We start from the raw sequence: 21,891 nt of genomic DNA on the forward strand, positions 1-21,891 counted from the left end.
GCTTGAGGCGAGAATAGGTTAAAGAGAACAAAAGGATATGTAAGCGAAAGGAGGAAGCGTTATGGAACTATACTTCAGGGATAACTTTTTTAACGCGGGTTACACCGAGATTATGAATCCGAATCAGGAACAGGCAGGGCATCTGGATTTGAAAAGTGTCTTTGGTTCTTCGCTCGATGTATCGGATAACACGGGATTGGTCTGCAGCGGCAAATTTCGCATGTTAACGAATCGTTGGGATATCACTGCAGCAGATGGGAGACATCTGGGTGTGCTTCGGGCCAGGTTCAGTTTCTTTAACAAAAAGTATGAATATGATGCGGGATCACGCGGTACGTATGATGTGTCTGCCCCAGCATTTTCGCAGGAATATGATATAAGTGGCAGTGGTGGCCGCATCGTGGCCAGTTTCCGTCGCACCAGCGGCTGGTTTAGTTCAGGGGCATTTGTATTAGATAACCAGTCGGAACAACTGGACACGTATGAATTAATTGCAGTGGTCATGGGCGTGCACGCGATTAACAAAAGACGGAACTCGGCAGCTAGCAGTGGTGGAGCGACGTAAGTGGAACGAATAGAGTTACTTCCGCTGATAAGTTTATGACATTTTTACGAGCAAGCAAGTATACCAAAAAGGTTTGGATGAAATTATCCAGACCTTTTTTTCGTATATGGATTTGATTTGGCTTTTGAGCAATAGTTATGGTTAACCCAATCTTACAAAATCATTGACCATCGGCTTTCGCAAGAGAGCCTTCCTCACGTTGGCGGTGCTGAACTTCATTGGAGCATTCGGAATGCGTATCAGGATCTTTTTCCGCATAACGGGCTAATGCCTTCGCAGCTGTTTCCGACATTCGCTCCCGCAGCACTGTGTGGTCAGCAATTCGAACCCGTTTGCCGAGAAAACGCATTTTGGATAAGACGTAATCCATCTCATTGCGCGGAACGGTCAGCTCGATCCGATATGTCTGCTTGGCTTCCAGGTACTCGACCTGTTTTTCGAAGCAGGAGAAGGCATAGAGGATTCGGGACAGCTCCTGATTGAACTCGGGCAGTACCTCGATGGTGATGGTCGTTTTACGCTTCTCTGTTATCGCAGCAATGCGGGCAGTGTAACCCGAGGCGGTATCCGGTTCAACCGGTTGGGCTTCCACGGTAACGATGCTGTGCAGCTTGGTCGACATGAGTTTGTCGAAGCGAGGAGCATACCAGAGCACGTACCATTCTTTTTTGACCATGGAATACTCCAGTTTATACGGGAAGCCAAATTCATCATGGCTCGTGCGTCCATTGCGGACGCGACCCGTCATGCGAAATCCCTGATGATGCAGAATGATTAGCCGTAACTGTCTAAGCAGTGGGTGAGAGACATTGTTTTCTTCGCTTTTGGCTTTTTCAGTCAGGTAATCTTGAAGGTTCAGGTCCTGCTCACCATTCAGCATGTTGTACATTTTATCCAATGTTACAGCGCTCAGTGCTTCTCTCGCAGCAGGGTGATTCAGCATCATGCGAAGCCAGGCCCGTTCCTGTGAGGTCCAGGTGAACAGTCCGGTTTCATTCAGTCGTGTCATCATCTGGTAATTGAACATCTTCTCGAACAGGTTCATAATATTCGGCAATCTCCTTCCATTCCTTAATCATCTCCTGGCGTAGTCTCTGAGGTGCGATTATTTCGCAGCTTGAGCCAAAACTCCGTAACCACGGTTTGATCTCGGTGGTACCGTTGACCTGGATTTCGTAGAGAAAGGTATGATCCGTTTCGGGTATAATTTTGCCCCATTGACCTTGCAGACGAACCCGATCCAGAATAAAGTTGCGCTGACCACGCTCCGGGTGGAAAAAGCGAGCTTGAACCGTCACGGTATTTCCCGTATCCACGAGCCAACTGTAGCGACTAATGTCGGTCCACTGATGCTTCAGTTCGAGCATGTATTGCTCTTCTACTGAATCTTGTTCCTCCAACTGTGTTATGCCTTCCATGCGGAATTTCACAAAGCCGCGGCGACCCTGATATCCAATTACATACCAACGACCATACTGATGGTCATAGATCACTTCAAGGGGCACGATCCGGTTGGATCGACCACCTGCTTGCCGTTCAAAACGTGGATTCGTATTCTGTGAACTGTAGCTGGATGGTTTTTTCGGTGAATAGTATAGGAACTGCACACGTTTACGTTGACGAATCGCACTAAGCAGCGTGTAGAGATGAGCTTCGTCCAGGATACGAGAATAATAGTGATACTTATAGATATAGGGCTCGGTAGCTTCTTCTTGCGGGAAACTTGCCGTAATGGCTTTTTTTAAACTGTCCCGCAATAAGTACCCCTGTACGGAAGGAACCTGGGTGTTCGCCATCATATCCACAAAATCATACAACTCCAGCTGTTCCTCCACTGTCAATTCGGTAAGGACGTCCTGTTGTAAAGCATATCGATACGGTCTGCCACCCGGCTCTTTTCGAATAACCCCAACCTCTTCCAAATACTTCAGGTCGGAACGAATGGTTTTCTCGTCAGGTAACGCCAGATCCTCCGGCAGATCAGCACAGCAGGCGTCCAGCAGTTCCATCGCGGTCAGGGTTTTATGTTGTAAGGTATGCAAAAGGACAGAAAGCCGCTGAACTTCAGTCTCTTTCATCGACTTGGCGCGGAAGAGGAAGAGCAGCAGGGGTTCGGCCGATTCTCCATACTGGAAGCGAACGAGATCCGCCATTTCCCGGCCTGCTTCGGCACCTGAGCGTTGGTCGGCGACGGTCTGCATGATTTCTTTTAATCTGCGATTGGTTTTATCAAAGGTATGTACGGATATGCCAAGCCGCTCGGCATATTGTTTGCGGTTATATGCACCGCTTGTTAGGGATAACATGCGTAAGAACTGAATTTCTTTGTCAAAACTCTCTCTTGCCATGAACATTCACTCCTTGTTATCCCTTCATTGTAGCAGGATGGGTGGCAGGTTTCATTTTAAACTTATGAAGATTGACTCCATTTCAGAAAATGATTCGTCGCCATACTTTCGCCATGTTCGCGTGTAGATGTGTGAGGCATAATGAGGTTGTGAAGCGGAGCAGCAACAAACTCTGCGGATCAAGTTTCCGAGGCGCCAGGGAGGGTTACTTCGACTGTTAATCGACCGGGTCGTTGGTTCGAATCCAATCGCCGCCGTTTATGGCGGTGTAGCTCAGCGGTAGAGCGGGTATTATACCTTCCCACCTTTTTCCTCGGAACATTTTATTATGAAAGAACAGCAAATAGACTCACACCGGGAGGTCATGAGTGATGAGCAGAGCGAAACAATTATTTAATCAACCTCTGCCAACGACACGTAATCATGGGGGCTACGGAGCCTATGAGCGATTGGTGGAGGAACAATATATACAGATGTTGATGACCAATACTTTGAACAATACGTTCTATGCAGATACCCAGCAACTGATGGACGATGCGATGGTCAGTCATCAGGAGATGGCTGAGGTCGATGCAGGGTTTATGGCGCGGGCGCTGGTCTATGCTCGTAATGAAGGTTTGATGCGGTTACAGCCTCTATACGGGCTGGCACTGCTGTCCAAAGTGGATGTGGATCATTTTGCAAAGGTGTTCTCCCAAGTCGTACAGACACCGGCTGACTTGGCTGATTTTCTGACGATTCTAAGAGGAACTGGTCGGGGACAGGGTGGTCGAGCGGTTAAGCGTCAGGTGAGTCAATTTTTGAACGGCATTACTGAATATTGGGCGATCAAATACAACGGGCGTGGGCGTGGATACAGTCTGGGCGATATGATCGCTACAGCACATCCCAAGCCGATAGATACGAAGCAACAAGCCTTGTTTCGTTATTTGCGCGGGCATGAGGTGGATCTTACGGAACTTCCGCAGTTGCAGGCGCTTGAAAAGCTGAAAGCTACCCCAAACCCGGCAAGCCGGATGCATTTGATCGAGAAAGGTAAACTCCCGTATTCGGTGGTCACCTCGATCATGCAACCGACACGTACGGTGTGGGAGGCGTTAATGTCACAGATGCCGACTTTTGCGTTGTTGCGCCATCTGAATGCAATGGATCGTGCGGGAGTTTTTGAAAAATCGAAAAATATCGATTACGTAACAGGTCGTCTAACGGATGCAGAAGCCCTGCGTAAGTCGCGCATCTTACCTTTCCGATTCGCCAGTGCATATGAAATGATTGCGAGGGAAGAGCTGCGGGATGCTTTGCGGCAAGCAATGGAACTATCCATTGGCAATCTGCCAACACTGCCGGGAAGAACGGCTATTTTCCTAGATCGCTCCGGTTCCATGCAAGGGGATTATTTGCGGATTGGTTCGGTGCTGGCACTGGCGCTTTATAAACAAACAAGAGGTAACGCACTGTTCTGGTTATTCGACCATATGGTTGAGGACGCTCGTCCCAAGATGGATGAGAGCATCCTTTCCCAAGCTCACCGTATTCGCGCACAAGGTGGAACAAACACCGGTCGACCGGTGCGGGAACTTCGGGATATCGGAGAAAAAGTGGATCAGATCATTATGATCACCGATGAACAGCAGAATGAAGGCAGCCCGTTATATGCTGAGCTTGAGCGATATCGCCGGATGATGAATCAGGAGTTGAAGGCATTTATTGTGGATATAGCACCTTATCAGCAGGCAATGGTACCGCCACGGGATGGCAAAACCTTTTACATCTACGGTTGGAGTGAAACGGTATTGACGTATATTGCTGAGACTGTAGCAGGATATGATACACTCGCGAACCGGGTGAGAGAGCTAGAGATTTAGAATTGGGAAATTTGGAGGGGACGGACCATGACCTATGTTGATGAAGAAATGAAAGATACGATCAGACAACAGCTGAAGCAGATTGAACAGGAGGAGCAGGTACAGATCATCTATGCCTGTGAATCGGGCAGCCGGGCGTGGGGGTTTCCTTCCCAGGATAGTGATTATGATGTGCGTTTCTTATATGTAAGACCGCTAGAATGGTACTTGTCGATTGAGGATAAAAGGGATGTTATTGAACGCCCAATTAGTGACCAGCTCGATATCAATGGTTGGGATCTGCGCAAGGCGTTGAAGCTGTTTCGCAAATCAAATCCACCACTGCTGGAATGGTTGCAATCCCCGATTCAGTATGATGAACAGTATAACGTGGCACAGCATATCCGTGCACTGTCGCCTTTGACCTTCTCGCCCAAGTCCTGCATGTATCATTATCTGAATATGGCAAAGGGGAACTTCCGCGACTATTTGCAAGGTGAGCGAGTGAGGATTAAAAAGTATTTCTATGTTCTTCGCCCCTTACTGGCTTGTGGCTGGATCGAACGTTATGATGTGATGCCACCGATGGCATTTGAAGAACTAGTGCAAGAACTTGTACCTGCGACTACACCGCTATATACGGAGATTCATGAGTTACTACGCCGGAAAAAGGCGGGCGAGGAACTGGATCTGGAGCCGCAGCTGCCCGCAATACAGGCTTTTTTGGCGGAGAAGATCGAGCATTTTGAACGACTGGCTGGCCAGATGGAGAATGAGCAGATTATTCAATTTGAAGAATTGGACCGGATTTTCCGTTTTGCATTGCAAGAGGTGTGGAATTGAATCAAAGGAGGAGAACCGATGCATCTGATCTTGAAAGCAAGCGGCGCTGACGCGGGGGTTGTATCCCATTTGTTAGCGAAGAATCCGCTGAATATATATGACCGGGTAGACAAAGGCGTACGTGTAAGAATGGTGTACACCACGGCTACAGAGAACGAAACAGAAGTGCTGATTCATGCTGAGCCTGATCCTGTGGATCTGGTCAGAGGTACACCGGATGGGTATGACATTACGCAATATATCAATGATCGTGAGTTTGTGACCAGCAGTCTGTTCTGCTCTTACATACGTGGGGCGCTAGGAACAGCCCTGAATGGTAAGCCCAAGGAAGATTATGTGCAATGGGTAGGACACGCTTTCGAGTTGGAACTGACCTTTGGACCGGTGGCCTCCGATCTGCCGGATCGGGTTGTAGAGGAATTATTCTCGCCATTAGGTTACGCCGTTTCGGTGGAACGTGGAGAGCTATCGTATTCATTTGATCTGAAAAATAGAAGCACGGTTCGCCATATCATCCTGCGTGGACGTAACACAGTACAACATGCACTGCGCCAGCTCTTTCTGCTGATTCCAGTACTGGATAATTACAAACATTATTTCATCAGTGAAGATGAGATCGATAAAATCAAACGATATGGTGAAGGGTGGCTGGATGCTCACCCACTGAAAGAACTCATCGTGAAGCGTACTCTGCGTTTTGCCGAACTGATCCGGCAGTATGAGCGTCAAGAAGGTACATTGTCTGCGTCTCTTGGACAGGAGAGCGGAATAGCTCAAGTCTTGGATACGGTTATTCAGGAGAATAACGTGGGACATCAGGAAGAAGGACAAGAAGAGCTAAGGGTGTCCGAGTCAGATGGCGGACAATCTGAACCTCCTGTGAGGTTAAACGAGTTGCGTTATCGTGCGATTACAGATGTGGTTGCAGCGTTGCCAGTCAAACGGAGCATTGTTGATATGGGAGCGGGTGAAGGCAAGCTGTCTGCCCGTTTGGCGTACATTCCCGGTGTGGAGGCAATTCTGGCCGTTGAACCTTCCGGTCAGTCGCGGCTCCGGGCCATGGAGCGCTTTGCTAAGTTGGAGGGTCGTTCAGGAGTGGTGGCTATGCCGGAACCGATCATCGGTTCACTGTTTTATTTTGACGAGCAGATGCAAAACCAGGACTTCATGATCCTGTGCGAAGTGATTGAGCATATTGAGGAATATCGTCTGAACGGAATTATGGATACAATCATGAACGAATATCAGCCAGAAGTACTGCTGGTCACTACACCAAACAAGGAATATAACGAAGTGTATGCAATGGAACAGGAAAGCTTCCGCCACCATGATCATCGCTTTGAGTGGACCCGTGCGGAGCTGGTTTCCCGGTGTGAGGAATGGACGCAACAAGGGAACTATGCCTATGAAATTAAAGGTATCGGTGAGCATGCAGAAGGTTATGGACAACCTACCCAACTGGTCATTTTTGAGCGGAGAAAGGAGAGCCAATCATGAGGAGAATAGTAAGACCGAACGAAATCTCGGATGTAGGCAGAGGGCAGCAGGATAGGGAAAGTGGGACGGAGGAAAGACAGCGTGAGATTCATCTACCCAACGCAGGCATTGTCGTTCTTGTCGGCCCGTCCAACAGTGGCAAAAGTACGTTGCTGGATCGTCTTGTTGCAGAAAGCGTCATTCGCCGCACGGAAGCCGTCTCATCCGATCAATTCCGCATGCTGGTTGGAGATGATGAGTATGTGGATTGGAAACACCGTCCCCGCAGTGAAGCGGATGTGATCTATGCGGAGTATCAGCAAGTATCGGCAAAAGCATTTGAAGCGATGGAGGCGATGCTGGCAACCCGCTGCCGCCTGAACAAGCTGACCTGGGTGGATGCGACACATCTGTATCCCGAGGATCGCGAGCGCCTGATTCAGGTGGCGAGAAAGGCTCATGTGCCTGTGATTGCTGTCGTGTTGGATATTCCGGAAAAAGAACTACTGGAACGTGATGCCCAGCGGGAGTATCCGCGTGGCCGTCAACGGGTGAAACAACAGGTGCAGCAGTTCAAGCGCACATTACGCTCGATCCGTGAGGATGGCTTTGATGCCAGTTATGTGCTGAAGCGGCCAGATGAGATTACGTTTGTCTGCACATCCAATCCGCTGGTGACTGACATGGGTACAGGTATTGATATCATCGGAGATATTCACGGTTGTTATGATGAAATGATGGAATTAATCGTGCGCCTCGGATATGTGGACAAGGACGGAAGTGGCCTGTACCGTCACCCTGAAGGACGCAAATTGGTCTCCGTTGGTGACGTAACGAGCCGTGGGCCAGAATCGTTACAATGTCTGTTGTTCTGGCAACGTCATTATACCGCCGAGCTCGCCTACATGATTGACAGTAATCACGGCTGGAAAATCGCACGTTATCTGGATGGTCGAGACGTTACGCTGAGTCATGGTGACGAACGGGTGGAGATGGAACTGCTACAGTTTGAGCAGGAGCACGGCCAAGAGACAGCAAAGCGAGTACGTGCAGAGCTTAGGACCTTTCTGCTTGATGCACCATCTCATCTGGTCTTTTCCCGAAATGGGGTAAGACAGGTGGTTGTGGCACACGCAGGGATACGAGATCATTTTATCGGAAAACAGTCCAAACGTATTCAGGATTACTGCCGGTATGGCGATGTGGAAGGTACGGATGAGCAGGGTCGGCCAGTGCGCAAGGATTGGTATGTGGATCACAATTCGGGTGAATGCATCGTCTGGGGACATGATCCCCGTCCATATCCTACGATTGTGAATGATACGGTCAACATTGATCAAGGTGTCGTTTTTGGTGGCATGCTCACTGCTTGGCGAATGCCAGAACGTGAGGCAGTCAGTGTTCCGGCGAAGCAGGATTATGCTGGAGATCCGGATAGTCCATTAAAGCGCTGGGAACAGCGGCGTTTTGCTCCGCCAAACATACGTAAGTTCAAGGAGGGTTTCACGGTTCAGACAGCATCCAAACTCGACGTGTCTGTGCACGGTGAGGTGGCGAAGACGGCGATTGATACGTTTTCCCATTATACTGTGCCGCTGGAAGAACTGCTCTACATCCCGCCTACGATGAGTCCGCCCCCGGGTGTCTGTTCTGTAGAGGGGTATCTGGAGCATCCACAGGATGCGTTCCAGTATTATCGCTCACAGGGCGTTACCCGTATGGTTGCCGAGAAGAAACACATGGGCAGCCGGGCCATTTTACTTCTTTTCCGCGATGAGCAAGCTGCGGTGCAGCGAGTGGGCCGACCTATGCTGGGGAACATTGTGACACGGACAGGCCGATCCTTTTTTGACCCTTCAACAGAGCAAGATGTGCTGTCAAGGTTACATACGGACTTGACTGCAGATGGGTATTTTGATCGTCATCAGACGGAGTTCGTACTGCTCGATGCGGAGATTGTACCTTGGAATCTGAAGGCGCGTGAGCTGATTGCTTCACAATATGCACATGTGGCCGAAGCTTCGCTCATGGATCGCTCTACGGTGCTGGACAAACTGCGCGAAGCTGAAGCGGCAGGTCGTAATGTAGATGACTGGTTGCAGGAGACAGCAGGTAAACTCGCTAATGCAGAGACGTTCCGCAATGTTTTCCAGAAATACTGCTGGGATGTGCATGATATCGGGGACATTCGGATTGCGCCGTTCCACACACTTGCCCATAGCACGGGAGCATTTTGGGAGCAAACACATGAATGGCATATGGAGCAGAACCGTGAGTTCGCTCGCATGTCGACCCTGATGATGGAGACAGAATATCGTGTGATCGCAAGTGAGGCAGATGACGCGGATGTCATTCGTTGGTGGGATGAGATTACAGCGGAAGGACATGAAGGCATTGTCATCAAACCTGAAACGTTCCGCGCCTGGAATAACAACAAAATGATTCAACCTGCGATTAAAGTACGAGGACGTGCATATTTGCACATCATCTATGGGATGGATTACCTGGCACCCGAGAATTTGTCCCGACTTCGTAAACGCAAAACATCCAAAAAAGAACGTCACGCCTTAATGGAGAGTGCTTTGGGCATGGAGGGTATTGAGCGCTTTATACGCAGAGAGCCAGTGGAACGAATTCATGAATGCGTGCTGGCGACGCTTTCGCTGGAGTCAGAGCGAGTAGACCCGCGTTTGTGAACTGTTATGTGAAAATAAATTTTGTTATTCACCTATATTGTATGGGTAAATATGGTATGATACTCTGGCTAAACTAATTGCTGGAGGTTATCCGTATGCGTATCAAAGTAATAAGCAGTTTGCTTGCCATTTTCATGATTTTTGCTACTGTTGCGTCTGCTCATCCAGGAAGAACAGATTCGAGTGGAGGGCACACCTGTCGTACCAACTGTGCAAAATGGGGGCTGAAACAAGGGGAATATCATTATCACAACGGAGGTTCCTCTTCGAGTTCCAAATCTTCATCTTCAAGTTCATCCAGTTCAGGAAGTACCAAGAAAAGTAACAAGTCTTCAACTGCAACCCAAAAGAAAGCCACTCCTAAACCAGAATATATAACGTCTTCTGTTCAGGTGAAGGTGAATGGTTCCAAGGTTATTTTCACTGAATCTCCAATTGTAATGAATAACACAAATCTCGTACCCCTGCGTGAGATGGCCAAAGCAATGAAAGCCAAAACGTCTTGGGACAGTAAGACTCAAACCATTACCATTACCAAAGACAAGTACAAGCTAATCTTTACCTTGGGCAGTAAAAAGGTGAAGGTTAACGGGAAAGAAGTCACCCTACAGGCAGCACCCAAAGAAATTAAGGGAACGACGTACATTCCCATCAGAGTTTTGGTAGAAGGGCTTGGGGCATCCCTCACTTCATCTGGTAATACGCTGACAGTGAAGGTGAAAGAATAAGATTAAGAGATTATAAAAAAGCAGGTTGGGACCTAATCCCAACCTGCTTTTTTATGTGGCGTATGAACTTCGTTAAAGCAAGTTCCTTATCATGCCTGTGTGCGTGGTGCTGTAACTTTTGAGATGACCTGGATCAGTTAGTTGTTATGAGCAACGGCGCGAATCTCAATCAGTTGATGAGGGAAGGCGAGACCAGATGTCCCAACCATCGTAACAGCCGGACGATGAGTACCAATGTACTCTTTATACACGGCAACACATGGCTCAAGATGCTCCTGCGGGTGAACCAAAAAAATCTCCAGTTCAGCAATGTTCGACTTGGTCACGTTAAATCCTGCGAGCACGCGATCCAAGTTATCCAGTGTCTGGCGGACTTGTGCTTCAATATCATCGACACCAATAAACGTCCCCTGCATATCATGCGAAAATTGTCCTGCAATGTAGATCGTACCGTTAATGCTGTATCCCTGAGCAACGCTAAATGCTTCTTCCCAGGGCACACCGTGGCTATATATTTGAGCTGTAGTCATAAGTTTCTCTCCTTTGAAATTCAAGATAAGGTTAGTATAAACGGAGAAAAACGACTTGTGCAGTACGCACTTTCATGACAGTGACTATCCATAAGGATAGTGTGAACACGGTGTTAGTAAGCCCAACGACTCATTTCGGAGAATCTTTATATCAGGATATTTAATTTAGGTATAACTAACTTAAGTCCTATATCCTTCCCCTAGAATCTGGGTAATAATTATAGTAGGCAAGTGATTAATGGAATCTCATAACGTAACGATAGGGGGTAACCTGTATGGCATCCGTGATTCTGCTGGTGAAACAGACGGAGGACGATGAGAAGGTTATTTATCGATTCGGACCGAATGAGCGAAAGATGGGGCTCATTGAGATGAATAAGATCAAGGAAAGTGTGAGGGAACTGGAACCTGTCCAAGTGGATGGGGTAAGCCCGAGTTTTTTCTTTAACCGAGCCGCGCAGCGACTGGTACGATGTTTATTCAGGGAAGGCGGCAAGTTCCCGGAACGAACGACGTTTGAATCATAGTACACACTCGTTAAAATAAAACACTCTGTATCCCATGTTGTAGACTGGATACAGAGTGTTTTTAAGTTCTATTTGCTTGAATATTTTTTAAGTGTACCATCTGCTTGTAAATCGAGATATAACCTGTGAAGAATAGTTGCTGCTTCTGCTCTTGTTATTGTTTTTCTGGGATTAAACAGGCCTTCATTTGCTGTCATTATACCTTTCTTTTGTAAGGCTGCGAGACTGCTACCAACCAAAGCTGAGTGATCATCACTAAGTTCCAGTCCTTCAAAAAGTAACGGGTAGACCTTATTGGTCCCATCAACTTCATAGTTAAAGCGTCCATCTTTCAAATGTTCATCACTATACTCGCGTTTGGGGATATCCTTCATCGTGTGTAGAATGTCATAGACTTCTTGACTGTCATCAATCTCATCGTATAAGACAGGTAGCAGGTTTACTACTCCGATACGAGTGAGCTTGTTATCAGGATAGAAGTAGTTGTTTCCCTTCTTAATGGCATATGTTGAATATGTAAACTGTGAGAGTGCTTTGGATGTGGAACTGTAAGCCCAGTGACTGGCAGGAACATCTTTAAACTTTCGAGTTGGCATGTCATCGTTCGTTATGTATTTATTAAATAACTGTGAAAACATCGTGATGAATTCTGCTTTGGTCACACTATTATCGGGTTTAAATGTGCCATTTTGGTAACCTTTGATTATTCCCTTCTTACTCATAAATTCAATGGATTCGATAGCCCAAGAGTGTTTGTTTTGGGTGACATCCTTGAAGGTGGAACCTTTGGCACTGGCAGCTGTAGAGCCTGCGATGAGAGATGACAAGAGGAACATGATGATAACTAGCTTTTTCATGCTGACTTCCTTTCTAAATGTAGATTCAAATTTTGGAAACTCCTAAATCTTAGCATAATAAATTTCGAGCGTATACTTATTTCAGGGAATAAAGGGACTATTTATCTATTCTAAAAAGGGTGCTGTGGCATTTGCTTAATATAATGAATGAAAAAAGACCCATCTCCACAATGTGAAGACAGGTCTTTCCAAGAAAGATGTATATATTCGTTACATATCTAAATTTCAGAACGTTTTGGCATAAGAGATCAGTGCCGTAATCGTAATGATGTTCAAGAGCGTTGAGATCAGCACCGTCTGGGCTGCAAAATCGGGTTCGTTATCGTATTCTTCCGCCAGGATGGATGCGTTGACACCGGTCGGCATACCCGAAGCGATAATGAGTGCCTGTGCAGCGATACCTTCCAACCCAAGCAGAAGCACAATTGAAATGCCGATAGCCGGGCCAATCAGGAGACGCAAAAATGTGCTAATATACACATCAAGACGGTACAGTCGAATTGGATATTTTACAATCTGTGCTCCGAGTGTCAACAGCGCTACAGCGACCATACTTTGCTGCGCATAGGTTAGTGGCATGGACAGGAACGTAGGCAAGGGAACCTTCCACATGTGAAACAGAATCCCCAGCAAGAGCGCATATGGAACAGGCATTTTTAGAAAACCAATAATCACCGCACGGTAATTACCTTTGAGCTTCGCGCCCTGAATGGACAACACGCCATAGGTGAATGTCAGTAATGCCTGTAAAGACATGACCAGCGCCTGAATGGAAGAGGCGAGGGGATCGCCGCGGAATACCAGTGCATTGATAGGCAGTCCATAATTGCCTGCATTATCTAGCATAATACTGTTGTTGAAGGCAGCCTTCATGCCTTTATTCATCCGAAGCGAGCGTGCAACTACAGAACCTACAATATAGAGAATCAATACATATATCGCGTAAAAGAGTGTCACGGTCCCAAGCAGTTCGCCCGACATATCCGAGTGGTACATGCTCATAAAGACGGCTGCGGGGGTAATACAATAGAAATTGATTTTGGCGAGTGTGTACAAGTCCAGCTTGAACACCTTTTGCATCCAGGACCCGACGGCGATCAGGAGAAAGACGGGCAGGACGACTTCAAGCATGATGTCTGCAATCATTAGTTCAGCTTCCTTTTTCATGAAAATTTCAATCCGATTTCGAAAATGCTTTGCTCATTATATCATTTTATACACAACCGAATGTGGGAATAGGCTAAAAAAGATCAGGAGGGGTTGCATCATGATTCCAGATCATCTGGATGTTGGTTTATCGATATTGTTTATTGGTTTCAATCCTAGCATTACGTCTGGAGAGACGGGTCATCATTATGCTTACAAAGGAAACCGGTTTTGGCGCATTCTTGAACGGTCGGGAATAACCCCGCGTTTATATGATGCACAAGAGGATGGAGAGTTGCTGAAGCTGGGGTACGGATTCACAAATATCGTGGCCCGGCCCACTAAAGGTATGGAAGATATTACGAAGGAAGAATATGCAGAAGGACGACAGATTTTACGGCAAAAGCTGGAGAAATACCAACCGGACATCGCTTGTTTTGTTGGAAAAGGAGTGTACACCCAGTACAGCAAACGTACCAAAGTGCAATGGGGATTCCAGGACGACCCGGTCGTCAAGGAAATTCAGGAGTTCGTCGCTCCGTCGTCCAGTGGACTCGTGCGCATGTCGATGGATGAAATTGTGGCGATCTATTCCCAGCTTGCTGATTTTGTTGCGGAGAAGAACAGGGAAGATTAAGAGGCGAGTAAGACAGGAGAGAGAAAGATAGCAAGAATATACTGCCACGGAATGTGTGATTCGGGTTGCCATAAAGTTCACCACGAAACCTGTAGAGAATGTACAACGGTAATCACAGAATGTTGGTACACAGAGTTCACCCAGTCGGCTTTGTCGATAAGGGCGAATTCTTTTTTTTTGGATAAAGTGAGAGGTTTCGGGAACGGCTTCCGTCTATATAGTACAGAACCATGCATGGAAGCTGTAGAGAAGGGGGATTACATGACTCAACAGATACCGGAGGAGGAGCTTATTCAGCGCATTGTTGCAGGGGATAAGCAGTTGTTCTCCGTGCTAGTGGATCGATATAAAAATAAAGTCTACGGCATCATGCGCGGAATGGGCGCGAGTCATCCGGATGCACAGGATCTCGCTCAGGATACGTTCATTCGTATCTATCGTTATCTCCCGTCGCGGCGGGAGGGAAGCAGTTTCTCGTCGTGGGTGTACACCATTGCGGTGAATCGGATGCGGGATTTTATACGGGAAAAGAAACCCGTCATGTCTCCGGTCGATCAGAGGATCGAACCTGTCAGTAATGAAACACCGGAAAAACGTGTGCTGCATAAAGAGATGCAGCGTGAGATATATCGACAGCTCGAACAGTTACCTGAATCGTATCGCCTGGTGTTATTACTGAAGTACACAAACGAGTTGAGCTATGAAGAGATTGCAGACATTACAGGTATGAGTTCAACCAAAGTGCGCAACGCCCTTTATCGCGGGAAAAAAACGCTGAGGAAGCAAATGGAACGCAAAGGAGGTTTAGCTACGTATGAAGCCTATTTCAAGGGATGAAGATCGGTTATGGGAGGAGCACCTGTACCGTGAGGAGCCGGACGCAGATTTTACGCTTAAGGTCATGCAGAAGCTGGATGGCGTGTCTATGGAAAATGGAGAAGAAGAGCATCCATTCGTGAAAAAATCCAAGAGAGCGCATTGGATGCGCCGGACTGGAATCGCCGCAGCGGCAGTTGTGATTCTTGCGGGAGGGGCCTGGTTTGCTTTCGAACGAACAGCAGAGCCAGCACAACCCGCGGTAAATGCTGTAGATCGTCTGCCATTGCCTAACATACCTGTGCCTGAAGCATTGAAATATTCCTATTTTGCGGATGATTACAAGCGTCTTAAACCTCTCGGACTTGTAGTTAATCCGGATATCAATATCAATGACCAGGGCTACACGCTTAAAATTGAAGACGTGCTTGTAGACCGATCTCATATGGTAATGACCATGCAACAAACAACACCTGATGGATTAGGGTCATCACGGTCACTGTCTGCGATGGGGAGAATTCATGTTACGGATGAAGAGGGACGACAGGTTGCTACTCTTGCAAGAGATACCAGAACTAAGGGTTCCGTAACTGAACGATTGTTATTCCAGTTTGATGATGAAATTCCGGATCAGGTGGTCGTGCGGGGTGAACTGCGTAATCTAAATGTGGGCAGATATTATGATTACGAGAAGAAATCCTACGAAGATAGAGATGTTACGGTGGATTGGAGCTTCCAATTCAATATCGATATGACCAAAGCCAAATCATTGGCTGTTGAAAATTCTATGGATAACACATATACGTCGCCAGAAGGACTAAAGCTTGATATGACACAGCTTGTACGCACCCCAAACGGAACCCGGCTTGACCTGAATGTGAGTCTGGAAGATGAACTTCGTGCCAATGTTAATGAAGATTGGGCGAACTATATGAGCATCATCTACCATCTTGAAATCCCTGAAACAAATGAATATCGAATTTTCAATGGGATAAGACCAGATGCCCGTCAAGCCAAGTTTCGACTCCAAGATCTGAGTGAGTTAAGAAATGGTGGACCGTTGAAGTTGTCGGAGACATGGGACCCTGCATTTGTTACGGTAGATGCGAAGAACATTCGCTTTGTTCTGGATGGTTACACCCTCCCGGTGAAGGAAGAGAAATCAGTGGAAGTTGATCTGAGTAAGATGCGTAAGGACGTTGATTTTTATACTTTTGTACATTTTGAACAGCTTGGAGATGAAATATTGTTTTATGATTTTGATTACGAGCCAGTGATGGAATCGTATGTTCCTCCGCAGGTTGATGTAAAAAAAGGGTCTTCGCTAGTTCTAAAGGGAAGAGGGACGTTCCGAAATAGTTTCATGGGTGATCGCTGGGTTGCAGTAGATTCGGATGGAAAAGAGTATCCTGTTGAAGTGATCGGTTATCCGGATCAGCCTAATAATAACGGTGAATACGTTGAAGATGATCTGCAATTAAAAATTCGGGGGTTTAACGAAGAAAAGGGTACAAAATTCACTTTGAAAAGAACCGTAGTCAATAGAGAGTATCGCGATGTGAATTGGGAAGTGGATCTTCCGTCGTACAATAGCTTGCCTTGGCTAAAATAACCACTAATACAATTCTCAGACATGAAGTAAATGAAGCTTCGAATGAATGATATAAGGATGGGTGGATGGATCAGTAGATTTAAGTGTGAATGTACAGGAATATAAGAATATAAGCCTAATATACGAAAGAGGCCCTGCATAATGGTATGCGGGGCCTCTTTCGTATGCACCAGACTCACGGGACAGCAAGTACCTAACGAATCCATCTTCAAAAAAGAGCGGTTACCCTTTCCGAATTATGCCGATTCCCTTGGAATCAACGTGGTCGATAACATGACGGTTTCTTTTGGTGTCCCCGGGCGTTCGATTCGGCGTTGCAAAGCCTCGACCGCGCGCTGTCCAAGTTCCTCTTTGCACAGGTTAACTGTGGTCAGGGGTGGGGAGGACGTAACGGCAGAATGTACGTTGTCGATACCGATGACAAGACAATTTTTAGGTGTGGAGATGCCTATCTCCTGTAGTTTGTGCATCCATTGCAAGGCGATATCATCATTAACACCGATCCAGGCGTCAGGACGTTCGTCATCTGGCATGTTTTGAATTTTGGTGGCCAATTGGTTAACCCATTCCCCGTTCTCATACGGAATGTTCCATTCTCTGAAGCTGGTCGTATGACTGGTGTCCACATGGAAATGGTTCAGGGCCAACTCAATCCCGATCTTCCGCTGCGCAAAGCTGGCAGCACGACCATCATCTGTGATGAGGCCGATCCTTCGGCAATTCATAGACATTAGATATCTAGCCACGGTGATGCCAGCTTCCAGATTATCATGGCTGATCGTATCACAATTCAGCAGGGGTTCCTGATGATCTACCAAAATAATAGGCCGCCCCGTCTGAGAGAGTCGTTGCAGAACCGTATGCGGGAAAGCCCCCATGACAATAATCCCGGCACAACGTTCCCAGTCCAAGTGAGGAGCAATAGCTTTTTCGGGAGAGGTGTTCTCGTCCGTCACTCCGAGTGAGGGAGATACAATGGCATGATGCCAACCACGCTCATTACAGGCGGAGATCATGCCTGACAGAACACGTTGCCAGTAGTGAGGTTCACCGCGGTTGAGCTGATTCATGCATATGAGAGCAAACGGTGGATCGGACGGATCTGCATGGTTTGCAGTAGCAGGACTATTGTTAGCACCCGGAGTACTTTGGCGATATCCTAAAGCCCGAGCGAGTTCCAGTACCCGTGCGCGTGTTGCTTCACTGACACCCGTCTTGCCACTGAGTGCGCGGGAGACGGCATATTTGGATAATCCGAGCTGGTCAGCCAGCGTCTGAATGGATACTTTGCGTGACATATCATTACTCCTTCATTTGACGATCATCTTCTGACACAGTACACTTACAAATAATAATGTTATTATAATTTATCATAACAAAAATAACAATATAATTAGAGTGTTAGCTCCAATCTATATATGTTCAACTAAATATTTACACGATAATGGAGAGGGCAGAAATAACCTGAAGAAGCGAAGCGTGCGCCTTTATCACCGGATTTCCCCTTGAGAAAGGGGATCGAAAAAATCTGGGGATAACAGCGATCAGAAGGTTATTCTGCAATCGGAGTGCTGGTGTAAAAAATTATTAGCTGAACTTAAATAAACCAATTCAAAGGAGACAACATCCATGGAACAGTTCAGATTACCGAAAATCCCTATACCACAATTGGAATTGCCACAAGCTGTGCAGGATATTCTGACTGAGGCGGACGAGCGTTTGCAACATCGACCGAGATTGCTGGCTCAGTTTCGCAATTGTTTTCCCAATACGCTGGAAACGACCACGAAGCTACTGGAGGATGGGACAACCTTTGTGATTACAGGGGATATTCCCGCCATGTGGTTAAGGGATTCGGTAGAGCAGGTCATGCATTATGTTCCGCTTGCGAAGGATGACGAGAAGTTACAGCGTATCATCGGAGGGCTGATCAAACGTCATACGTTCTACGCTGATATGGATATCTATGCCAATGCATTCAATGAAACGGCTAATGGATGGCATTGGGATGCCAATGATGAGACGGAGATGTCGCCCTGGGTGTGGGAACGGAAGTTTGAATTGGATTCCCTCTGTTTCTCCATGAAGCTGGCTTATACATATTGGCGGGAGACTGAACTTACGGATATATTTGACGAGCGCTTCAAGAAAGTGATGGAGAATATCGTACAACTATGGGAGACGGAGCAGCATCACGCAGAGCGTTCATCTTACCGGTTCATGCGGCGCAATTGTCCCGCCCATGATACGCTACGTAATGAAGGATTGGGTATGCCTGTGAATTATACGGGGATGATTTGGTCCGGATTTCGTCCGAGTGATGATGCCTGTGATTTTCATTATAATATTCCGGCGAACATGTTCGCTGCGGTAACCTTGCGCCAGATGGGGGAGATCGCGAAGTGGGTGTTCCGGGATGAACAACTGGTAAGCCGGATGGCTCGTTTGGAAGAAGAAATACGACATGGTATTGCCCTGTACGGTACTTACCGTCATCCAGAGTATGGGCAGATTTATGCCTATGAGACGGACGGTTACGGCAACTTTTGTCTGATGGATGATGCGGGCACACCTGGACTGATGTCTATACCGTATATGGAGTATGCTTCGATTGAAGACAGGGTGTATCAGAACACACGGCGATTCATTTTAAGTAAGGAAAATCCGTTTTATTATGAAGGGCGGGTAGCCAAAGGTATTGGTAGCCCTCATACCCCTCCGGGATATATCTGGCACATGGCGCTATCCATGCAGGGTCTGACTGCAGACAATGACGAGGAAATACTGGCGATGATTGAACTACTGGAGAACACGGATGCAGGTACTGGATATATGCATGAGGGTTTCCACGCCGATGATCCAAACACGTTCACCAGACCATGGTTTGCCTGGTCCAACAGCCTGTTCTCGCAGTTGGTGTATAAGGCAATGAAAAAAGGAATTCTATAAAATGATGAAAGTTCCAAAAAAATTGCTCACTGCTCGTGAAGCAGCCGTTCCGGTTACGAATCGTTCTTTTGATCGCTGTTATCCCCGGATTTCCTGATCGACTTTTTTAAGTCGAAATCAGGTGATAAAGGCGAACGCTTTGCTTCTTCAGAATCTATTTCGTCCCCTGCACTACTTTCACTATCGAGCGCGACTGTTTTTGAACGATATCATTTTTAGAATAGGAGAGTAGGTAAAAAACAAGAAAGCCCAAACTGCTGAACTTTGCAGTTGGGCTTTGTTTAATATGAAAAACACAGGCGCTTTGCTATGTGTTTTTCAGTAGATCGGCGATGAAGACTTTCTGGTCTGTGCGGGCGCTCTCCAGGGAAGCGAGGACCATGGCCATGCTGAACTGGTTATCACTGCAATCGGTCTCAGGTAGTCGTCCTGATTCCAGTGCAGCGAACATGTCTTCGAGACAGCCGTGATGACCTGTTTTGTCCATGACAGGCAGTTCCGCTTCAATCCGCTCACTTGGCTGGAAAAAGGATGGTTTTCCATCAGCATCCAGGCTTTGCGAGGTAACTACTTCAGCATAGATGTCATCATGACCATCCCAGATGGCGGTTCCTTTTTCACCGATTACGCGCCAGCTTGCTTCCCATGATGTGGGTACACCTTCTGCGCACCAGGATCCGCGATAGTTGAATACGGACCCGTCGGACATCTCAAATATACATAACGCCATCGCATTGCCCTGATACCAGGAACCTGGAGGATTGAACTCATGGCAGTACACAGATACCGGGTTGGCTCCGAGAATATACCGTGCCTGATCAAATGTATGTATCGCCATATCGAGCAGCAGTGGACTATCCATCAGATCACGGAATCCGCCGAAGTGTGGCCCGAGGAAAAAGTCAGCCCCTGCGTAACCTACCTGCCCTATAGCTCCGCCGGAAATGAGGTGCTGGTAGGCGCGGATACGCGGATCGAAACGGCGATTCTGCATGACGGCTTGAATGTGTCCTGTGCTGCGAGCGGTTTGCACAATATCTGTGCAGTCTGAGAAGGACTCTGCCAGTGGCTTCTCGCCAAATACGTGACATCCTTCCTTCAGCGCCGTCATGGCAATGCCGTAGTGACTCGCCGGAATTGTGACATCAAATACGATATTTGCACCAGTCGCTTGAATGGCTTCACGGATATCGGTGAACGTAGGGCAGGTGAGGCCATGTCTTGTAGCAAAAGCAAGGGCTGTCTGTTCATATAGATCGACCAGTCCGACGATTTCTGTATCCGGCCTTTGCAAGGCATAATCCGCCCATGTGTTTGCCATGGCACCGCAGCCAGCAATAATTACCCGATAAGGATGAGTCATGTTCTCATCTCCTTTGCATGGAATTGTGTTATACAGCTCGCATGGTTTCCTATACCGGATTGGGCACAAAATCGCCGCCGCGGCATTGTTTCAAATATCGCAATGCATGCACCTGTCCGGTCATTTCGAGTTCGTCTTTGTAGACAGGATCATGCCAGCCTTCAATGTCAATCGTACCCTGATAACCGTTCTGGCGCAGAATGGTGATAATGTCTGCCCAGTTGTTATCCCCGAAGCCGGGTGTGCGGTGCCAGACAAATTCACGTGGGCCATGCACGCCATATTCCTTGACAATATCCCAGGCAATCGTGGCATCTTTGCCATGTACGTGGAAGACTTTGTGTGCCCATTTGCGTAGCTGTGGAATAGGATCGATCAGGCTGGACATTTGATGGCAAGGCTCCCACTCCAAACCTACATTTTCATCCGGAACAGCATCAAACATCATCTCCCAGGCCGTTGGGTTATGGGCAATGTTCCAGTCACCTGTCTGCCAGGTGCCTCCCATATCACAGTTTTCAAAAGCAATCCGTACACCCCGGTCTGCTGCCCGGCGTGCCAGTTCACCAAATACTTGCTTGAACCGGGGGATGGACTCATTAATGGGTTGATCGGTCAGACGTCCGGTGAACCCGGAGACGATATCTGCACCAAAGAGCTGTGCGTGATCGATCACTCGCTCCCAGCTTGCCAGTGTATCGGCGTTGTCTCCGGCTCCGGTGAGCGGGTTACCAAATACACTCACCGCGGAGATGACAATACCCTGTTCGTCCACGATTTCACGGACACGTTTAGCTGTCTCTGCCAGGTCCAGATCACCAGTCGTTTGCCAGAAGGTCAGGTTAAATGATTCAAAGCCGTGTTGCATGATCTGCGGGATAACGCGGACGGCGTCCTGCCCGCCTACAAGGGTACCGATGCGTAATGATTTATTCATGGTTGTATTTCACTCCA

General features: G+C 47.4%; 19 protein-coding genes. 11 read left to right on the forward strand and 8 right to left on the reverse strand.

Annotated elements, in window-relative coordinates; all coding sequences use genetic code 11:
* Positions 1–61 precede the first annotated feature (61 nt).
* On the forward strand, positions 62–565 hold the full coding sequence (locus EL84_RS12010; RefSeq protein ID WP_047841860.1) for a hypothetical protein: 504 nt from the start codon (positions 62–64) through the stop codon (positions 563–565).
* A gap of 160 nt (positions 566–725) precedes the next feature.
* Here the strand turns inward: EL84_RS12010 and EL84_RS12015 are convergent, their stop codons facing one another.
* Complete coding sequence (locus EL84_RS12015; protein ID WP_047841861.1) at positions 726–1,610, reverse strand: WYL domain-containing protein; 885 nt, start codon at positions 1,608–1,610, stop codon at positions 726–728.
* Positions 1,558–2,913, reverse strand: coding sequence for a helix-turn-helix transcriptional regulator (locus tag EL84_RS12020; RefSeq protein ID WP_047841862.1), 1,356 nt, complete (start codon positions 2,911–2,913; stop codon positions 1,558–1,560). The genes EL84_RS12015 and EL84_RS12020 overlap by 53 nt, the downstream gene beginning before the upstream one ends.
* A gap of 371 nt (positions 2,914–3,284) precedes the next feature.
* Here EL84_RS12020 and EL84_RS12025 point away from each other — a divergent pair, with 371 nt between their 5' ends.
* From EL84_RS12025 to EL84_RS12045, 5 genes are all read left to right on the forward strand, one after another.
* Positions 3,285–4,778, forward strand: coding sequence for a TROVE domain-containing protein (locus tag EL84_RS12025; RefSeq protein WP_047841863.1), 1,494 nt, complete (start codon positions 3,285–3,287; stop codon positions 4,776–4,778).
* Positions 4,779–4,805: 27 nt separating this feature from the next.
* Positions 4,806–5,600, forward strand: coding sequence for a nucleotidyltransferase domain-containing protein (locus tag EL84_RS12030; protein WP_047841864.1), 795 nt, complete (start codon positions 4,806–4,808; stop codon positions 5,598–5,600).
* Between the two features lie 18 nt (positions 5,601–5,618).
* Entirely contained in the window at positions 5,619–7,097 is a 1,479-nt protein-coding gene (locus EL84_RS12035; protein WP_047841865.1) for a methyltransferase type 12, read from the forward strand.
* Positions 7,094–9,772, forward strand: a complete 2,679-nt coding sequence (locus tag EL84_RS12040) for a polynucleotide kinase-phosphatase (protein ID WP_082218990.1) — start codon at positions 7,094–7,096, stop codon at positions 9,770–9,772. The genes EL84_RS12035 and EL84_RS12040 overlap by 4 nt, the downstream gene beginning before the upstream one ends.
* A gap of 95 nt (positions 9,773–9,867) precedes the next feature.
* Positions 9,868–10,500, forward strand: a complete 633-nt coding sequence (locus EL84_RS12045) for a copper amine oxidase N-terminal domain-containing protein (RefSeq protein WP_047841866.1) — start codon at positions 9,868–9,870, stop codon at positions 10,498–10,500.
* A gap of 137 nt (positions 10,501–10,637) precedes the next feature.
* Here the strand turns inward: EL84_RS12045 and EL84_RS12050 are convergent, their stop codons facing one another.
* Complete coding sequence (locus EL84_RS12050; protein WP_047841867.1) at positions 10,638–11,030, reverse strand: RidA family protein; 393 nt, start codon at positions 11,028–11,030, stop codon at positions 10,638–10,640.
* A gap of 275 nt (positions 11,031–11,305) precedes the next feature.
* On the opposite strand from EL84_RS12050, the gene EL84_RS12055 reads away from it, so the two are divergent.
* Positions 11,306–11,557, forward strand: a complete 252-nt coding sequence (locus EL84_RS12055; protein WP_047841868.1) for a hypothetical protein — start codon at positions 11,306–11,308, stop codon at positions 11,555–11,557.
* Between the two features lie 68 nt (positions 11,558–11,625).
* On the opposite strand, the gene EL84_RS12060 is transcribed toward EL84_RS12055, so the two are convergent.
* Positions 11,626–12,414 carry an S-layer homology domain-containing protein gene (locus EL84_RS12060; protein ID WP_047841869.1) on the reverse strand — a complete coding sequence of 263 codons (789 nt, stop codon included), beginning with the start codon at positions 12,412–12,414 and terminating at the stop codon, positions 11,626–11,628.
* Between the two features lie 225 nt (positions 12,415–12,639).
* The gene (locus EL84_RS12065) at positions 12,640–13,560 is read right to left on the reverse strand and encodes an AEC family transporter (RefSeq protein WP_047841870.1); all 921 of its coding nucleotides are present in this window, start codon (positions 13,558–13,560) and stop codon (positions 12,640–12,642) included.
* A gap of 121 nt (positions 13,561–13,681) precedes the next feature.
* Between EL84_RS12065 and EL84_RS12070 the strand changes: the two genes are divergently transcribed.
* From EL84_RS12070 to EL84_RS12080, 3 genes are all read left to right on the forward strand, one after another.
* On the forward strand, positions 13,682–14,197 hold the full coding sequence (locus EL84_RS12070) for a mismatch-specific DNA-glycosylase (RefSeq protein WP_047841871.1): 516 nt from the start codon (positions 13,682–13,684) through the stop codon (positions 14,195–14,197).
* Positions 14,198–14,458: 261 nt separating this feature from the next.
* On the forward strand, positions 14,459–15,034 hold the full coding sequence (locus EL84_RS12075; RefSeq protein ID WP_047841872.1) for an RNA polymerase sigma factor: 576 nt from the start codon (positions 14,459–14,461) through the stop codon (positions 15,032–15,034).
* The gene (locus tag EL84_RS12080; protein WP_047841873.1) at positions 15,012–16,625 is read left to right on the forward strand and encodes a hypothetical protein; all 1,614 of its coding nucleotides are present in this window, start codon (positions 15,012–15,014) and stop codon (positions 16,623–16,625) included. Before EL84_RS12075 ends, EL84_RS12080 begins: the two co-directional genes overlap by 23 nt.
* A gap of 236 nt (positions 16,626–16,861) precedes the next feature.
* Here EL84_RS12080 and EL84_RS12085 read toward each other — a convergent pair whose 3' ends face one another.
* Positions 16,862–17,923 carry a LacI family DNA-binding transcriptional regulator gene (locus tag EL84_RS12085; protein ID WP_047841874.1) on the reverse strand — a complete coding sequence of 354 codons (1,062 nt, stop codon included), beginning with the start codon at positions 17,921–17,923 and terminating at the stop codon, positions 16,862–16,864.
* A gap of 331 nt (positions 17,924–18,254) precedes the next feature.
* On the opposite strand from EL84_RS12085, the gene EL84_RS12090 reads away from it, so the two are divergent.
* Positions 18,255–19,574: a glycoside hydrolase family 125 protein gene (locus tag EL84_RS12090; protein ID WP_047841875.1), complete on the forward strand. Its 1,320-nt coding sequence runs from the start codon at positions 18,255–18,257 to the stop codon at positions 19,572–19,574.
* 307 nt (positions 19,575–19,881) lie between these two features.
* Here the strand turns inward: EL84_RS12090 and EL84_RS12095 are convergent, their stop codons facing one another.
* Together EL84_RS12095 and EL84_RS12100 are read right to left on the reverse strand one after the other, a co-directional pair.
* Positions 19,882–20,937: a Gfo/Idh/MocA family protein gene (locus EL84_RS12095; RefSeq protein ID WP_047841876.1), complete on the reverse strand. Its 1,056-nt coding sequence runs from the start codon at positions 20,935–20,937 to the stop codon at positions 19,882–19,884.
* 49 nt (positions 20,938–20,986) lie between these two features.
* Positions 20,987–21,874 (reverse strand): sugar phosphate isomerase/epimerase family protein, encoded by an 888-nt coding sequence (locus EL84_RS12100; RefSeq protein WP_047841877.1) that lies wholly within the window; start codon positions 21,872–21,874, stop codon positions 20,987–20,989.
* Positions 21,875–21,891: the final 17 nt, after the last annotated feature.

This window comes from Paenibacillus sp. VT-400, assembly GCF_001029205.1.
Classification (GTDB): domain Bacteria; phylum Bacillota; class Bacilli; order Paenibacillales; family Paenibacillaceae; genus Paenibacillus; species Paenibacillus amylolyticus.

Bases quoted from the DNA above. Each gene is read 5' to 3' on its own strand.
- EL84_RS12060 (WP_047841869.1), bottom strand. From the start codon at position 12,414: ATGAAAAAGCTAGTTATCATCATGTTCCTCTTGTCATCTCTCATCGCA.
- EL84_RS12090 (WP_047841875.1), top strand. From the start codon at position 18,255: ATGGAACAGTTCAGATTACCGAAAATCCCTATACCACAATTGGAATTG.
- EL84_RS12050 (WP_047841867.1), bottom strand. From the start codon at position 11,030: ATGACTACAGCTCAAATATATAGCCACGGTGTGCCCTGGGAAGAAGCA.
- EL84_RS12065 (WP_047841870.1), bottom strand. From the start codon at position 13,560: ATGATTGCAGACATCATGCTTGAAGTCGTCCTGCCCGTCTTTCTCCTG.
- EL84_RS12040 (WP_082218990.1), top strand. From the start codon at position 7,094: ATGAGGAGAATAGTAAGACCGAACGAAATCTCGGATGTAGGCAGAGGG.
- EL84_RS12030 (WP_047841864.1), top strand. From the start codon at position 4,806: ATGACCTATGTTGATGAAGAAATGAAAGATACGATCAGACAACAGCTG.
- EL84_RS12075 (WP_047841872.1), top strand. From the start codon at position 14,459: ATGACTCAACAGATACCGGAGGAGGAGCTTATTCAGCGCATTGTTGCA.
- EL84_RS12080 (WP_047841873.1), top strand. From the start codon at position 15,012: ATGAAGCCTATTTCAAGGGATGAAGATCGGTTATGGGAGGAGCACCTG.
- EL84_RS12045 (WP_047841866.1), top strand. From the start codon at position 9,868: ATGCGTATCAAAGTAATAAGCAGTTTGCTTGCCATTTTCATGATTTTT.
- EL84_RS12025 (WP_047841863.1), top strand. From the start codon at position 3,285: ATGAGCAGAGCGAAACAATTATTTAATCAACCTCTGCCAACGACACGT.
- EL84_RS12010 (WP_047841860.1), top strand. From the start codon at position 62: ATGGAACTATACTTCAGGGATAACTTTTTTAACGCGGGTTACACCGAG.
- EL84_RS12035 (WP_047841865.1), top strand. From the start codon at position 5,619: ATGCATCTGATCTTGAAAGCAAGCGGCGCTGACGCGGGGGTTGTATCC.
- EL84_RS12095 (WP_047841876.1), bottom strand. From the start codon at position 20,937: ATGACTCATCCTTATCGGGTAATTATTGCTGGCTGCGGTGCCATGGCA.
- EL84_RS12085 (WP_047841874.1), bottom strand. From the start codon at position 17,923: ATGTCACGCAAAGTATCCATTCAGACGCTGGCTGACCAGCTCGGATTA.
- EL84_RS12100 (WP_047841877.1), bottom strand. From the start codon at position 21,874: ATGAATAAATCATTACGCATCGGTACCCTTGTAGGCGGGCAGGACGCC.
- EL84_RS12020 (WP_047841862.1), bottom strand. From the start codon at position 2,913: ATGGCAAGAGAGAGTTTTGACAAAGAAATTCAGTTCTTACGCATGTTA.
- EL84_RS12015 (WP_047841861.1), bottom strand. From the start codon at position 1,610: ATGAACCTGTTCGAGAAGATGTTCAATTACCAGATGATGACACGACTG.
- EL84_RS12070 (WP_047841871.1), top strand. From the start codon at position 13,682: ATGATTCCAGATCATCTGGATGTTGGTTTATCGATATTGTTTATTGGT.
- EL84_RS12055 (WP_047841868.1), top strand. From the start codon at position 11,306: ATGGCATCCGTGATTCTGCTGGTGAAACAGACGGAGGACGATGAGAAG.